This window comes from Pelagibacterium lacus (assembly GCF_003345525.1).
In the GTDB taxonomy this organism is placed as follows: Bacteria; Pseudomonadota; Alphaproteobacteria; order Rhizobiales; family Devosiaceae; genus Pelagibacterium; species Pelagibacterium lacus.
The window spans coordinates 1-13565 of the sequence record NZ_QQNH01000018.1; the positions used below are offsets into that span (position 1 = coordinate 1).

A 13565-nucleotide genomic window follows, 5' to 3' on the forward strand; every position below is an offset into this window, starting at 1 on the left:
CCGGCGCTCGATACCCCCAACATCAAGTGGCCTGGTTTTGCGCCGCCCAATGGCCGACTTTTACCCCGCCGTTGACACCATGATCACGTCACCGGCCGCAAGGGCCAGTTGCACCAATGTGTCGAGCTCGGGCCTCATCGCTTCGCGCTCCGCTTGTCGCCTGCCCCGTCTCTAGCCGAGCCGCGAAGCGGGCACAACCGCCAGGTTGACAATGTCGCCCTCTCCTATTTAGTCGCAGATCGCGCCGCCCTCGAGCGCCTGCCCAGCCCTTCGTATGGCCGATGCCACTGGAGAACCCCCATGAGCGCGATGCCCCGGCTCCTTGCCGACATGTCCCCGGCCCGGCTCGGCGTTCTGGTCATGCTGCTGGGCATGTTCCTGTTCTCGCTCAACGATGCCATGGGCAAATGGCTGGTCTCCACCTATACGGTCGGCCAGGTGCTGCTGCTGCGCTCCGCCGTCGCGCTGGTCATCCTGCTGCCCTTCCTGCTGCGCGGCGGCCCCAGGCCCATTTTCTCGGTGGAACGGCCCCGCCTGCAGGCAGCCCGCGTGGTGTTTTCCACCGTCGAGGTCTTCTGCTTTTACTGGGCCGTCTATTTCCTGCCGCTGGCCGACGTGATGACCTATTGGCTGGCCGCCCCCATCTATGTCGCCGCGCTCTCGCCCTTCCTCCTGCGGGAAAAGGTCGGCCCCATTCGCTGGGCCGCCATCGGGCTGGGCTTTGTCGGCGTCCTCGTCGCCCTCGCCCCTTCGGGGGAGATCAACGGGCTGGCCATCCTCGTCTCGCTCATCGGCACCCTGGCTTTCGCGCTGATGGTCATCACCGGCCGCACCCTGCGCGGCACCCCCGATACGGTCCTGGTCTTCTTCCAGATCGCCGGCGCGCTGGTTGCCGGGATCGTGCTCATCCCCTTCGGGTGGGTGACCCCGACCATGCCCGACCTCTTCCTGCTCGGCATGCTGGGCGTGGTCGCCATGCTGGCCCATATCTGCGTCAACCGCGCCGTCAAGCTGGCCGATGCCGCCGCCGTCGCCCCGCTGCAATACACCCTACTGCCCTGGGCCATCATCCTGGGCTACATCTTCTTTGACGACCTTCCCCGTCCCATGACCCTTCTGGGCGCCGCGATCATCATCGCCTCGAGCTTCATCATCTATCTTCGCGAACAACGAACCCGGCGCGCCGCCCGGGCGGCGACCAGCACCAGCGGAACCGGGGAGACCCTGTGAGCAAAGCCGGTCGGGCTACGGCCTGATCGCGATGGCGCACCAATGGCGATAGGGCCTTTGCGGCGTGGCGACGCAATCGGGGAAATGGGGGTGGTTGATGGCGTCGGGGAAATTCTGGTCTTCGAGGCAGACCCCCGCGAACCGGCCATAGGCCTCGCCATTGAGCCCCATGGCGCCGGGTTCGATCTTCCAGCCATTATAGATCTGCAGGCCCGGCTGGTCGGTGAAGATCTCGAGGGTGAGCGAACTATCCGGTGCGACGAGCCGGCCAACCGGGTCCTCGCGGCGGCGCCGCGTCGGCAGGACGAAATTGTTGTCGATCTCGATCTCCGCGCCATCGGAATCGCGCATGGTGCGCCCGGCGCGGAAATCGAGCCGCGTGCCGGCAATGGGGTCGATGGCGCCGGTTGGAATCTGGCCATCCCCCAGCGTGGTCACCGCCGTGCCCGCCACCGCGAGGCGGTGATCGAGCACGTCCCCATGCCCCATGAGGTTGAAATAATTGTGCTGGATGATGTTGACCGGGGTGGGCTGGTCGGTCCGCGCTTCCCATTCCAGCTCCAGTGTGTAGCCGCTGAGGCGATAGGTCAGCACAAGATCGAGCGCCCCCGGATAGCCCATGTCCCCGTCCGGGCTGTGCAGCGTCAGCGTGACGCTGTCCTCGGCGAGTGTCCGGATGGTCCACAGCCGCTTCGCAGACCCTTTGGGCCCGCCATGCAGATGGTTGCGGCCTTCATTGGCATCGAGCCGGTGGGTCACCCCGTCAAGGGTGAACCGCGCCCCGCCGATGCGATTGCCCACCCGGCCGCAAATGGCGCCGAAATAGGCGCTGTCGGCGAGATAGGGCGGGAACTCCTCAAAACCCAGCACCACCGGCCGCCTTGTCCCGTCCACCGGCACCCGCCAGTCCCGCACCAGCGCGCCATAATTGAGGATGGCCACCGTGACGCCTTCGGCCGATGTGAGGACGACTTCCTCGACCGGATGGCCCTCGAACTCTCCGAACACGGTGCGGCGCGGCATGGCTCTTCTTTCCCCCGGCAGGAGTCGCGACAAGTTCCAAAAGGATGACAGTGCCATCGGCGCCCGCTCCTCTCAATGGAAATCGCGCGATTTCGGCACCACGCGCCGGTTGCGCGGATGGCCGTTGAGCCGGGGAAGCGGGGCATATCCCTGCCCAAGGCCAGCCGGATCGGGCCGCTCCCGGTGGGAATGGCCCAGCCGGTCGACAAGGTCGGAACGGTCATGCACAGCGCTGGCGATCACATGGATGACCCCTTCCTTCGATTTCTGTATCTCGCCCTCGATCAGCGCCAGGCGCGCCGACATCACCGCGCGGCGGTTTTGCTCGAAGCGGGAGGACCAGAGCAGGCAATTGGCGATGCCGGTCTCATCCTCCAGCGTCATGAAGATCGCATTGCCTTTGCCCGGACGCTGGCGCACCAGGACGATCCCCCCCACACAGATCCGCGCCCCATCCGGCTGGCGGGCCAGCCCCGCGCAGCTTATCACCCCCATCCGGTCCAGCCCGGTGCGCAGGAAGGTGACCGGATGCGCCTTTAACGACAAGCGCACGGTCTGATAATCGGCGATCACCTCCTCTGACGGGGCCATGCGGGGCAGGTCCATGTCGGGGTCCTCCCCCATCTCGCTGGTGCGGGAAAAGGCGAAAAGCGGCAGGGGATCGTCCTTGGGCAGCCGCCGCACCTCCCAGGCCGCCTTGCGCCGATCGAGCCCCAGGGAGCCCATGGCGTCGGCATCAGCCAGAAGGGTGAGGGCCCGGTGCGACAGGCCCGAACGCTGCCAGAAATCGTCGATCCCCTGATAGCCCTGCTCCCTTCTCCCGACGATGGCCTCTCCCCAATCGCGCGCAAACCCGTCGACCTGCCGGAAGCCGATGCGAAGCGCCATGCGGCTCCCGGAGGCTTTCTCCAGCGTGTTGTCGTGATGGCTCGCATTGATATCGACGGGCTGCACCGTGACCCCATGCTCGGCGGCGTCGCGGACGATCTGGGCCGGCGCGTAAAACCCCATGGGCTGGGAATTGAGCAGCGCGCAAGCGAACACATCGGGATAGTAATGCTTGATCCAGGCCGAGACATAGACCAGCTTGGCAAAGCTCGCCGCATGGCTTTCGGGAAAGCCATATTCGCCGAACCCCTTGATCTGGTTGAAGCACCTCTCGGCGAATTGACGTTCATAGCCGCGCCGGACCATACCCTCGACCATCATCACCTCGAACTGGCCGATGGTGCCGGCATTGCGGAAGGTCGCCATGGCCTTGCGCAGCCCATTGGCCTGTTCGTCGGTGAATTCCGCCGCCACCATGGCGATTTTCATCGCCTGTTCCTGGAACAGCGGCACGCCCAGGGTGCGTTTGAGCACATGTTTCAGTTCATCGGGGTCGTATGGGGGAGCGGGGGAGGGATAATCGGGTTTTTCCTCGTCATTGCGCCGCCGCAAATAGGGATGGACCATATCGCCCTGGATCGGACCGGGGCGGACAATGGCCACCTGAATCACCAGGTCGTAGAACTTTCTCGGCCTGAGGCGGGGCAGCATGTTGATCTGCGCCCGGCTTTCCACCTGGAACACGCCGATCGAATCCCCCTCGCACAGCATATCGAAGACCGGACGGCGGTCCTCCGCCGTTTCGTCGGCCTTGATGTCCGCCAGCGTCAGCCTGCGACCGTAATGGGTTTCGATCAACTGGAAGGCCTTGCGGATGCAGGTGAGCATGCCCAGCGCCAGCACGTCCACCTTGAGCATGCGCACCCGGTCGATATCGTCCTTGTCCCATTCGATGAAGGTGCGCTTGTCCATGGCCGCATTGGCGATGGGCACATAGGTATCGAGCCGGTTCTGGGTGAGGACGAACCCGCCCACATGCTGGGACAGATGGCGGGGGAAACCGAGCAGGCGCTTGGCGAAGGTAACCGCGCGCCCGATATCGGGATTGGCCGGATCGAGCCCCGCCCCGGCGATATGCTTGTCAGGAAGGCCCTCCCCGCTCCAGCTTCCCCAGACGGTCGAGGCGATGCGGCTGGTCGTATCCTCGGTCAGCCCCAGCACCTTGCCCACCTCGCGGATCGCCGAGCGCGGCCGGTAGCAGATCACCGTCGCCGCGATTCCCGCTCGCTTCCGGCCATAAGTCTCATAGATATGCTGGATGATCTCCTCGCGCCGCTCATGCTCGAAATCGACGTCGATATCGGGCGGCTCGCGGCGTTCGGCGGACAGAAAGCGCGCGAACAGCAATTGATGCTCGGCCGGGTCGACCGCCGTAATGCCCAGGGCATAGCACACCGCTGAATTGGCCGCCGAGCCGCGCCCCTGGCACAGGATTCCCTTGTCCTCGGCCACCCGTACGATGTCGTAGATGGTGAGGAAATATTGCGCATATTCCATCCGCTTGATGAGCGCGAGTTCGTCGCGGATCTGGCGCTCCACCGCCTGGGGGATACCTTGCGGATATTTCAACCCCGCCCGCCGCCAGGTCAGTTCCTCCAGCCAGCCTTGCGGCGTCCACCCCGTGGGAACGGGCTCCTCGGGATATTCATAGCGCAGCTGGTCGAGGGTAAAATCGATGGTCTGGAGAAAGGGCTCGATCTCGGCGATCGCCTCGGGAGCGGCAAGAAACAACCGCTCCATCTCCGCCGCGGTCTTGAGATGGCGCTCGGCATTGGCCTCGAGCAGCCGGCCCGCCCGGGTGATCTCCACCCCCTCGCGGATACAGGTGAGGATATCCTGCAGGTCGCGCTGTTCGGCGGCATGATAGAGCACGTCATTGCTGGCGATCAGCGGCACGCCATGGGTCCGCGCCCTGACCCGCAAATGATGGAGGCGCCGCAGATCGTTGCCGCGATGGCCCATGGACGCCCCGAGCCACACCGTTCCGCAAGCCCGGGTCAGTTCGGGCAGCACCTTGTCGAGAACACTAAGATCGTTCCCCGGCATGACCATGAGGCTCAGCCCGGAACAGGCGAAGACGAGATCGGGGAGCGTGAGGATGCAATCGCCCTTTTCGGCCAGCAGATTGCCGCGGGTCAGCAGCCGGCAGAGCTGCGCCCAGCCCTCCTTGTCGTGCGGATAGGCGACGATGTCGGGGGTATCGTCGGTAAAGACCAGCCGCGCCCCAACCACGAGCTTGAACGCCCTGGCCTTTTCCTGCATCTCCTCGCGGGTGAACGGGATGTCGAGATCGTTGTAGCGCTCGATGAGGCGATATTCTCCCGGCCCCGAGCCCTCGCGCAGCTTTTCCACCGGCAAGTGTCCGTCGCGCAGGTCCTCGAGCGTGGCAAAGGCCCGCACGACGCCCGCCACCGAATTGCGGTCGGCAATCCCGATGCCCCGATGCCCCAGAAGCAGGGCGGCGAGCACCATATCCTGGGGATGGGAGGCCCCGCGCAGGAAGGAGAAATTGGTAGAAGCCGCCAGTTCGGCATAAAAGCTCATGGGAAGATGCCTTGCAGGAACCAGCGGACCGGCTCGACCTCCCGCCCGTAAAACCCGTAGCGGAATAGCCAGAACCGCTGGCCTTCGCTGTCTTCGATGCGGAAGTAATCGCGCGTGCGCGTATCGGTCGTCCGGCGCCACCATTCCGGGGCGATGCGCTCGGGACCTTCTGCCCGGGCCACGTCATGGGACACCCCCCGCCAGCGAAAACGGCGCGGCGGACCATCGGGGACTTCGGCCACCACATCCACCTGCGGCGCGGGATAAAAGAGAAACAGGGGCCGCCTCGGGACCTCTCCCGTCCCGAGCCATTCCGCACTGTCCCTGGCATCGGAAAGCGAAGGCACGGGAAGGCTGGCCCGCTCGGGCAGATGGGTGTCGCGGGCAATGAGCCGCTGCACCGCGCCGGCGCCGAAGCGGGCACTGAGCCGGTCCACCAGGGCGCTGACCTCCCGGCTGGCCTCGACCTTGCCGTCGAGCCCGCTCTGGACCGGGCCGAGCGGATCGCCGGCGAGCACGGCAAGCCGCATCATGTCGAACCCGAAGCCCGGATCGAGCGGATCGGCCAGGGCATCGAGCCGCATTTCGAAGAGGCGCCTGAGGGTGCCGGGATCGGCCAGCGGCTGGCCGGACAACAGGCCGATGCGTTCGATCTTCCCATCGGCGCGATAAAAGCCGAGCTCGAAACTGCGCCCGCCCTGACCCTGGCGATGCAGCTGGCCGCAGAGGTCGGCGGCAAGGCTGTCGAGGGCGATATCCTCCATGAGCCCGATGGGATCGGCGAAGCGCTGCTCGGCCAGGAATTCGGGCACCGGCCGCCTTGGGGTCAAGGACCGATCGGTTTCCTCGAGAATCTGAGCCAGCCGGTCGGTCAACTCCGGCCCGAACCGGGCCGCGAGGGGCTCGCGCGGACGGGAGAGGAAATCCTCCAGATAGAGAAACCCGGCCCGCCGCAGGGCGATAAGGATATCGAGCCCGCATTCGAGCGCCTCGACCGGCAGGCCGGCCACCCTTTCGGACACCGCGTCGGGCAGGACGACCCCGCCCCGGCCGAACCGGCAATGCGCCCGGGCCGCACGGGCGGTGCCCGCGATGGCGGTGCGCACGGCAAAACCCTGGCGGGCGAGACGCGCCTCGATATCGGCCACAAGCTCCGCCTCGCCGCCGAAGATATGAGTGACCCCGGTAATGTCGAAGAGGATCATGTCGGGCGGTTCGATGGCGATGATCGGGCTATAGCGATCGCCCCAGTCGGCGATCCTTTCGAGGAGGGCCAGATCGGCCGCCGCGTCGTGTTCGACCACCTCAATATGGGCGACCCGCAGCTTGGCATCGGTGAAGGCCAGTCCGGGGTGGAGGCCGAGCCTTTGCGCCGCCGCGTCGGCCGCAGCGATGCGCAGGGCGTTGGAGCGCTTGGCGACGGTCACCAAAGGATGCGTCGGCCGCGCCCTATCCGGTGCGGGCCCAGCCCGCGCGGCGCTGCGCGCGATTCTGTCGGTCGACAACAGGGGCAACCACAGCGCCAGATAGCGCCGGGAACCCGAAAGCCTGCGTTGCATGGTTCCACTCCAGATGCCAATGGCCCAACGCGCCCGCTCCACGCTGGCGCAACAGCCGGGCCGAAAGGGTCGGCCGGCCCGGCAGGCCGTAAGGGTCCGAGGACGGCGCAGGGGCGACGGCCCAGCGGGTGACGGCCGCGCTGGGAGCGGGCTCCCCCGCCACCCGCAACACCAGCCCCATGGCCGCGCCGTTCTCCACCGCCAGCGCCAGCCGCCGGCTGGCGGTGAGGTCGAGATGGCGCGAATGCCCCCAGAATTCGAGCACCACCGCCCCCAGCCCGGCGCAGCGCAGGGCCTCCACCCCGACCCGCAGGCCCTCGACCACATCCTCGACCACGACGAGGATCATGTCCCTGGCCGCGATCCCCATTTCCGCCAGCCCATGGCCGTACAGGAACCCCGCTTCCTCCTGCGCCTTGCGCGACCGAACCCACAGGAGGGGGCGATCTTTTTCCATGCGCGCCGCCACGCCCCCGGCAAAACAGGACGCCGCGGCCAAATCGGCCGGCCGTTCCGCAAAGATTTCATGCACCGCGCCTCGGGCCAGCCCGCCTCCCAGGACAGTATCGACGGGCCCGGCGCCCAGCGAAATGAGGCCGTTCTGCCCGGTCCTGACCACGGGATCGAGACTGGCGAGAGCCTGGCGCAGCGCTCCGACACGACGCGCTTTGTCCATGGCTTGTGTTCCTATTTTGTTCTATTAAGACTCCGTTTCCGGCAAGAGTCAATCGGGTCTCCGGGAGTCTCGGGATCACCCTATCCGGTGGTGACGCAGGACTGGATGTAGCGCTCCGATTTTTCCCGATAACCTCGGGCACTGTCGAGCAGCCTTGCCCTTGCATCGGCATCCAATACGCGCGCCACCCTGCCCGGGACACCAAGGACCAGGGACCCGTCGGGCACCTCCATGCCCTCGGACACCAGCGCCTTGGCGCCGATAAGGCACCCCTTGCCGATGCGGGCGCCATTGAGCACGGTCGCGCCCATGCCGATCAGCGATCCGTCCCCGATGGTGCAGCCATGCAGGCAGGCCAGATGCCCGATGGTGCAGTTCTCCCCCACGGTGAGCGGATAGCCCATATCGGTGTGGAACACGCAATTGTCCTGGACGTTCGAGCCCGGGCCTATGGCGATCCACTCATTGTCGCCCCGCAGCACGGCGCCGAACCAGACGCTGGCCCCGCTCTCGATCCGCACCCGGCCGATCAGTTCGGCCGAGGCCGCCACATAGCCGCAATCGCGGGCGAGTTCGGGGGCCTGTCCTTCAAAACTCATTATTGTCATTGGCACGCTCCTCTCCCGATCTGCGGGGCACATTAGAAGCTGAACCGAAAGCGGTCGACCCACGTTTAAGCCATGCCGGCCTCCGATCACGCTTCTCGGACCCCCATGACCCGAAATGACAGCAAAAACGCCCTTCGCATCGCCATCCTCGGCGGAGGACCGCGCGGTCTGGCCGCCGCCGAAGCGCTGGCGGCGCAGGCCGCGCGCCAGAACCAGCCCATCGCCCTCACCATGATCGATGCCCAGGGCCTGTTCGGGTCCGGGCCCAATTACGACCCCGGCCAGACCGAGATGAACCTGCTCAACATCCCCCTGCGGCTGATCGACATCCCCTGCCCCACCCATCCACACCCCAGCCCCCTGGCATTTTCCGCCTGGCTCCGCGACCGGCACGGCATCGACGATCCCGAGCATTATCCGGCCCGGAGCCATCTGGGCGGCTATTTCGCCCGGCGGTGGCGCAGCCTCGTCGACACTGCTCCGCCCCAATTGTCGATCGAGACGGCGACCGCGACCGTCACAGACCTCACCCAAACCGCAACGGGCTGGATGGTCCATGCAGGCCACGCGCAATTGGGCCCGTTCGACCGTGTGCTTCTCGCCCTGGGCCATCAGCACGCTGCCGATGGCCAGATCGAAAAATGGCAGGCCCATGCGCGCCGGACCCAGGCCGATTTCCTCCCCGCCTATCCCAGCGCACCGCTCTTGCAGGCGGCGCATCGATGGAGCGGCAGGACCATCGCCATCCGCGGGCTGGGGCTCTCGACCATCGACGTTCTCCGGCTGCTGACCCTGGGGCTCGGCGGCCGGTTCGACGCGGAGAGGACCGGGCTGGTCTATCGCCCTTCGGGCCAGGAGCCGCGCGCCATCCTGCCCTTTTCCCGCGACGGCATCCCGCCCGCCCCAAAACCCGCCAGCGCCGAAATCGATGCCCTCTACGAGATCGGACCCGAGGCGGAGGCCCGGTTTGCCAGCGGCCTGGGCACCATCCTTTCCCGAGACATAGACGATCCCCTGAAGCCTCTCTCCGCGCTTCTCGCCGATATCGCCACGCCGATCGCCGGGCACCTGGGCATGGCGCGGGACGTGCTTTCGCACTGGCTGGCCATCGAAATCGATCCCGAGGCCCATCATCCGATCGAGAACCGACCGGCCGCGGAGATCATGGCGACCTATCTTGCCATGGCCGAAAACCGCACGCCCCCTTCGCCCGGCTATCTCATCGGCCAGGTCTGGCGCAAGCTGCAGACGCCGCTGCGCAAGGCGTTCAATCCCATATCGATCTCGGCCAGGACCGCCGAAAGCCTGGTGCGGTTCGATGAAGACCTCAAGCGCTTTTCCTATGGCCCGCCGCCCCAGGCGAACCGCCGGATGCTGGCGCTGATCGCGGCCGGACTGCTCGATCTGCGCGCCGTCGAAGATCCCGACATCGTCCTTGTCGCCGACGGATGGCGCCTGAGCGGGGAGGAAACCGATCTGGCGGCCAGCGTCATGATCGACGCCGTGCTGCCGCCGGGCGACCTCGCGGCGGTCGATATGCCCCTCATCGCGGCGCTGCGCGAACGCGGCCTCCTCGCCGCAGCCGGGGAAAGGCTTGGCATCGCTACCCGCCCCGATGGTACGGTGCTCGACAGGGACGGAAACGAGGTCGAGGGCTTGGCCGTGCTGGGACGGATGGCGACCGGAAGCGTGATCGCGACCGATTCGGTGCATGACTGCTTCGGCGCCGCAGTGACGCGCTGGGCCGCCATGGCCGCACAGAACCCGGACGTTCGATAGCCATGGCACAGATGCTCGACCGCAATCTCCATATCCGCAGCATCGACGCCTATATCGACCCGCTGCTGCCGCGCGAGCGCGCCATCATCACCCATGGCCATGCCGATCACGCCCGGCCGGGCCACAGCAAGGTGCTCGCCACCCCCGATACCATCGCCATCATGCAGACCCGCTACGGCCCCGATTGCGCGGGCTCCTTCCAGCCGGTCGGCTTTGGCGAACCGGTGCGGATCGACGAGACGACCATCACGCTCTATCCGGCCGGCCATATCCTCGGCTCGGCCCAGGTGCTCATCGAGCAGGGGGGCCTGCGCGTGGTGGTCACCGGCGACTACAAGCGCCTCCCCGACCGCACCGCCCAGCCGTTCGAACTGGTCGAATGCGACCTGCTGGTCACCGAAGCGACGTTTGGCCTGCCGGTGTTCCAGCACCCCGATCCGGCCGACGAGATCGGCCGGCTGCTCAAATCGCTGGCCGACCACCCGGCCCGCGCGCATGTGATCGGCGCCTATGCCCTGGGCAAGGCGCAAAGGGTGATCGCCCTGCTGCGGGAGGCGGGCTATGACCGGCCGATCTATCTGCATGGCGCCATGATCCGGCTCTGCGCCCTTTACGAGGAACGCGGCATCCCCCTGGGCCCGCTGCGGTACGCGACCGAGGCGGACAAGGCGGAATTGGCCGGCGCCGTGGTCATCGCCCCGCCCTCGGCCCTCAAGGACCGCTGGAGCCGCCGGCTGCCCGATCCCGTCCTCGCCATGGCCTCGGGCTGGATGAGCGTCAAGCAGCGCGCCCGCCAGCGCGGGGTGGAACTGCCCCTGGTCATCTCCGACCATGTGGACTGGCCCGAACTGACCCAGACCATCGCCGATTGCCGGGCCGAAACCGTCTGGGTCACCCATGGGCGCGAGGATGCCCTGGTCTATTACTGCCGCCAGATGGGGCTGGCGGCCGAGCCGCTCAATATCCAGGGCTATGAAGACGAGGGCGAGGAGGAATGAAACGCTTCGCCCAATTGCTCGAAACCCTGGCCCTCACCCCCTCGCGCAACCGCAAGATCGAGGCCCTGGCCGAGTATTTTGCAACCACCCCGGACCCCGATCGCGGCTATGCGCTGGCGGTGCTGACCGGAGCCCTGAGCTTTGCCCATATCAAGCCGGCCCGGCTCAAGGAGGTGGTGCTGGCCGAGGTCGATCCGCACCTTTTCGCCCTGAGCTATGACTATGTGGGCGATCTGGGGGAGACCATCGCGCTGATCTGGCCGCATACGGGCGGCACGCGCGCATTGCCGGCGCTGTCGGACCTCATCGAACTGCTCAACACCACCGCCAAGTCGGACGTCGCCGCGCTGATCACCGAGCTCCTGACCAGCGCCGCCATCAACGAGCGCTGGGCGCTGGTCAAGCTCGCGACCGGCGGCCTGCGGATCGGGATTTCCGAACGCCTCGCCAAGACGGCGCTCGCCGAGATGAGCGGCATCGACCTCAAGGAGATCGAGGAGATCTGGCACGGCATCAAGATGCCCTATGGCGCGCTGTTTTCCTGGCTTGAGGGGAAAAGCCCCAAGCCCGACATCCACCATACGGCCCGCTTCCACCCTCTGATGCTCTCCAACCCGATCGACGAAGAACGCGATTTCGACCTGCTCGACCCCGCAGATTTTGCCGCCGAGTGGAAATGGGACGGCATCCGCGTGCAACTGATCCTCGGCGCGGGCGAAGTATCGCTGTTTTCGCGCACCGGGGAGGATATCGGCGCCGCCTTTCCCGATGTGACCGGAAGCGTCTTCGGGCGCGGGGTATTGGATGGGGAATTGCTGGTCGGCCACGCTCTCGTGCCCGCTCCGTTCAATGCCCTGCAGCAGCGCCTCAACCGCAAGACCGCCACCGAGCGGCTGATGGCCGAGCATCCCGGTTTCATCCGGGTCTATGACATGCTGTTCGATGGCGACGCCGATATCCGCGCGCTGCCCTGGTCCGAACGCCGCCAGCGGCTGGAGCACTTCTTTGCCTCTGGGGCGCAGACGCGGCTCGACCTCTCCGAGACGATCCCCTTTGCCGACTGGGCCCAACTGGGCGCCATCCGGCGGCGCGGGGCCGACGAGAACGGGCATGAGGGGGTGATGATCAAGCTCAGATCGGCCCCCTATGTCCCCGGCCGCCCCAAGGGCAATTGGTACAAATGGAAGCGCGACCCCAATCTGGTCGATGCCGTCCTGATGTATGCCCAGCGCGGGCACGGCAAGCGCTCGTCCTATTATTCCGATTTTACCTTCGGTGCGTGGCGCGGCACTGAACTGGTGCCGATCGGCAAGGCCTATTTCGGCTTTACCGATGCCGAACTCAGGCAGCTCGACAAATGGGTGCGCACCCACACCATCCAGTCCTTCGGACCGGTGCGGGAAGTGGAGAAATCCCTGGTCTTCGAAGTGGCCTTCGACAGCGCCCAGCTCTCGACGCGCCACAAATCCGGCGTCGCCCTGCGCTTTCCCCGCATCAACCGCATCCGCTGGGACAAGCCGGCCGGCGAAGCGGCGCAACTGGCCGAGGTCGAGGCGCTGATCCCCGCCACCTGACGCACCACCTATTGGTCGTCGAAGGTCGAGAACACAAGCGCGACACCGGGATCGCGGGCGATGCTGATCGGGGTGATGATCTCCTGACGCTGCACCAGCGCCCAGCATCCCTCCCGGTCGAGCCCCTCGGCCAGGCAATCGGGATGATCCTGCCAGCGCGAGAGGAAGATCTCGCGCCCCTCCGGCGTGTCGATGTCGAGATCGCCAAGACGCTCGACGTCGCCCAGATCGGTCCCAACCACCCCAAAGGCATAATAGGGCAGTTCGCTGCAATAGATCGCGTCCGCATCGAGACGGAAGAAATGGTCATAGGGCAGGCCGAGATAGGTCCGCGCCGCTTCCAGCGCCTTTGCCGCGTCCTTTTCGGCCAGATCAGCTATGCGATAGACCGCGTAATCACCCCCCACGCCCCTGGCGATGAAATCGGCAAGCGGCGTTTCGGTGACCACAGCACCGGCTTCCAGGACGGAGAATCCTTCCCCATCACTGTCGACGATTCCCATATGCGTGTAGCGGCTGCCCGTGGCAACGCGGATGGCGTGAGCCTGCGGTGTCCGCGATTCGAAAAACACCAGATCGCCGGCCCGCCAGTCGGAAAAATCCTCAACGGCCGCGGTGGCGCCGGCAAGCCCCACAAGAATCACGCACAGGCCGATGAGGCGCAAGATCGAACCCATTCCCTCTCC

Annotated in this window: 10 protein-coding genes; 4 read left to right on the forward strand and 6 right to left on the reverse strand. The window is 66.2% G+C overall.

Features of this window, described 5'->3' with window-relative positions; all coding sequences use genetic code 11:
• Nucleotides 1-309: 309 nt before the first annotated feature.
• Nucleotides 310-1230: a DMT family transporter gene (locus DVH29_RS11945; RefSeq protein WP_114646453.1), complete on the forward strand. Its 921-nt coding sequence runs from the start codon at nt 310-312 to the stop codon at nt 1228-1230.
• Between the two features lie 15 nt (nt 1231-1245).
• On the opposite strand, the gene DVH29_RS11950 is transcribed toward DVH29_RS11945, so the two are convergent.
• The 5 genes from DVH29_RS11950 to DVH29_RS11970 form a co-directional block, all read right to left on the reverse strand.
• The gene (locus DVH29_RS11950) at nt 1246-2253 is read right to left on the reverse strand and encodes an aldose epimerase family protein (RefSeq protein WP_114646412.1); all 1008 of its coding nucleotides are present in this window, start codon (nt 2251-2253) and stop codon (nt 1246-1248) included.
• 72 nt (nt 2254-2325) lie between these two features.
• A complete protein-coding gene (locus DVH29_RS11955) occupies nt 2326-5685 on the reverse strand; it encodes an error-prone DNA polymerase (RefSeq protein WP_114646413.1) in 3360 nt (1119 codons plus the stop codon).
• Nucleotides 5682-7112 carry a Y-family DNA polymerase gene (locus DVH29_RS11960; protein WP_114646454.1) on the reverse strand — a complete coding sequence of 477 codons (1431 nt, stop codon included), beginning with the start codon at nt 7110-7112 and terminating at the stop codon, nt 5682-5684. Before DVH29_RS11960 ends, DVH29_RS11955 begins: the two co-directional genes overlap by 4 nt.
• 22 nt (nt 7113-7134) lie before the next feature.
• Nucleotides 7135-7920, reverse strand: coding sequence for an ImuA family protein (locus DVH29_RS11965; RefSeq protein WP_114646414.1), 786 nt, complete (start codon nt 7918-7920; stop codon nt 7135-7137).
• Nucleotides 7921-8000: 80 nt separating this feature from the next.
• The gene (locus DVH29_RS11970; protein WP_114646415.1) at nt 8001-8528 is read right to left on the reverse strand and encodes a gamma carbonic anhydrase family protein; all 528 of its coding nucleotides are present in this window, start codon (nt 8526-8528) and stop codon (nt 8001-8003) included.
• Nucleotides 8529-8633: 105 nt separating this feature from the next.
• Here DVH29_RS11970 and DVH29_RS11975 point away from each other — a divergent pair, with 105 nt between their 5' ends.
• From DVH29_RS11975 to DVH29_RS11985, 3 genes are read left to right on the forward strand one after another with little or no spacing between them, the layout of a single operon-like run.
• The gene (locus DVH29_RS11975) at nt 8634-10307 is read left to right on the forward strand and encodes an FAD/NAD(P)-binding protein (protein WP_158541658.1); all 1674 of its coding nucleotides are present in this window, start codon (nt 8634-8636) and stop codon (nt 10305-10307) included.
• Nucleotides 10308-10309: 2 nt separating this feature from the next.
• Nucleotides 10310-11305: a ligase-associated DNA damage response exonuclease gene (locus DVH29_RS11980; RefSeq protein ID WP_114646417.1), complete on the forward strand. Its 996-nt coding sequence runs from the start codon at nt 10310-10312 to the stop codon at nt 11303-11305.
• Entirely contained in the window at nt 11302-12879 is a 1578-nt protein-coding gene (locus DVH29_RS11985) for a cisplatin damage response ATP-dependent DNA ligase (RefSeq protein ID WP_114646418.1), read from the forward strand. Before DVH29_RS11980 ends, DVH29_RS11985 begins: the two co-directional genes overlap by 4 nt.
• A gap of 8 nt (nt 12880-12887) precedes the next feature.
• Here the strand turns inward: DVH29_RS11985 and DVH29_RS11990 are convergent, their stop codons facing one another.
• Nucleotides 12888-13556: a YiiX/YebB-like N1pC/P60 family cysteine hydrolase gene (locus DVH29_RS11990; RefSeq protein ID WP_114646419.1), complete on the reverse strand. Its 669-nt coding sequence runs from the start codon at nt 13554-13556 to the stop codon at nt 12888-12890.
• Between the last annotated feature and the right edge of the window lie 9 nt (nt 13557-13565).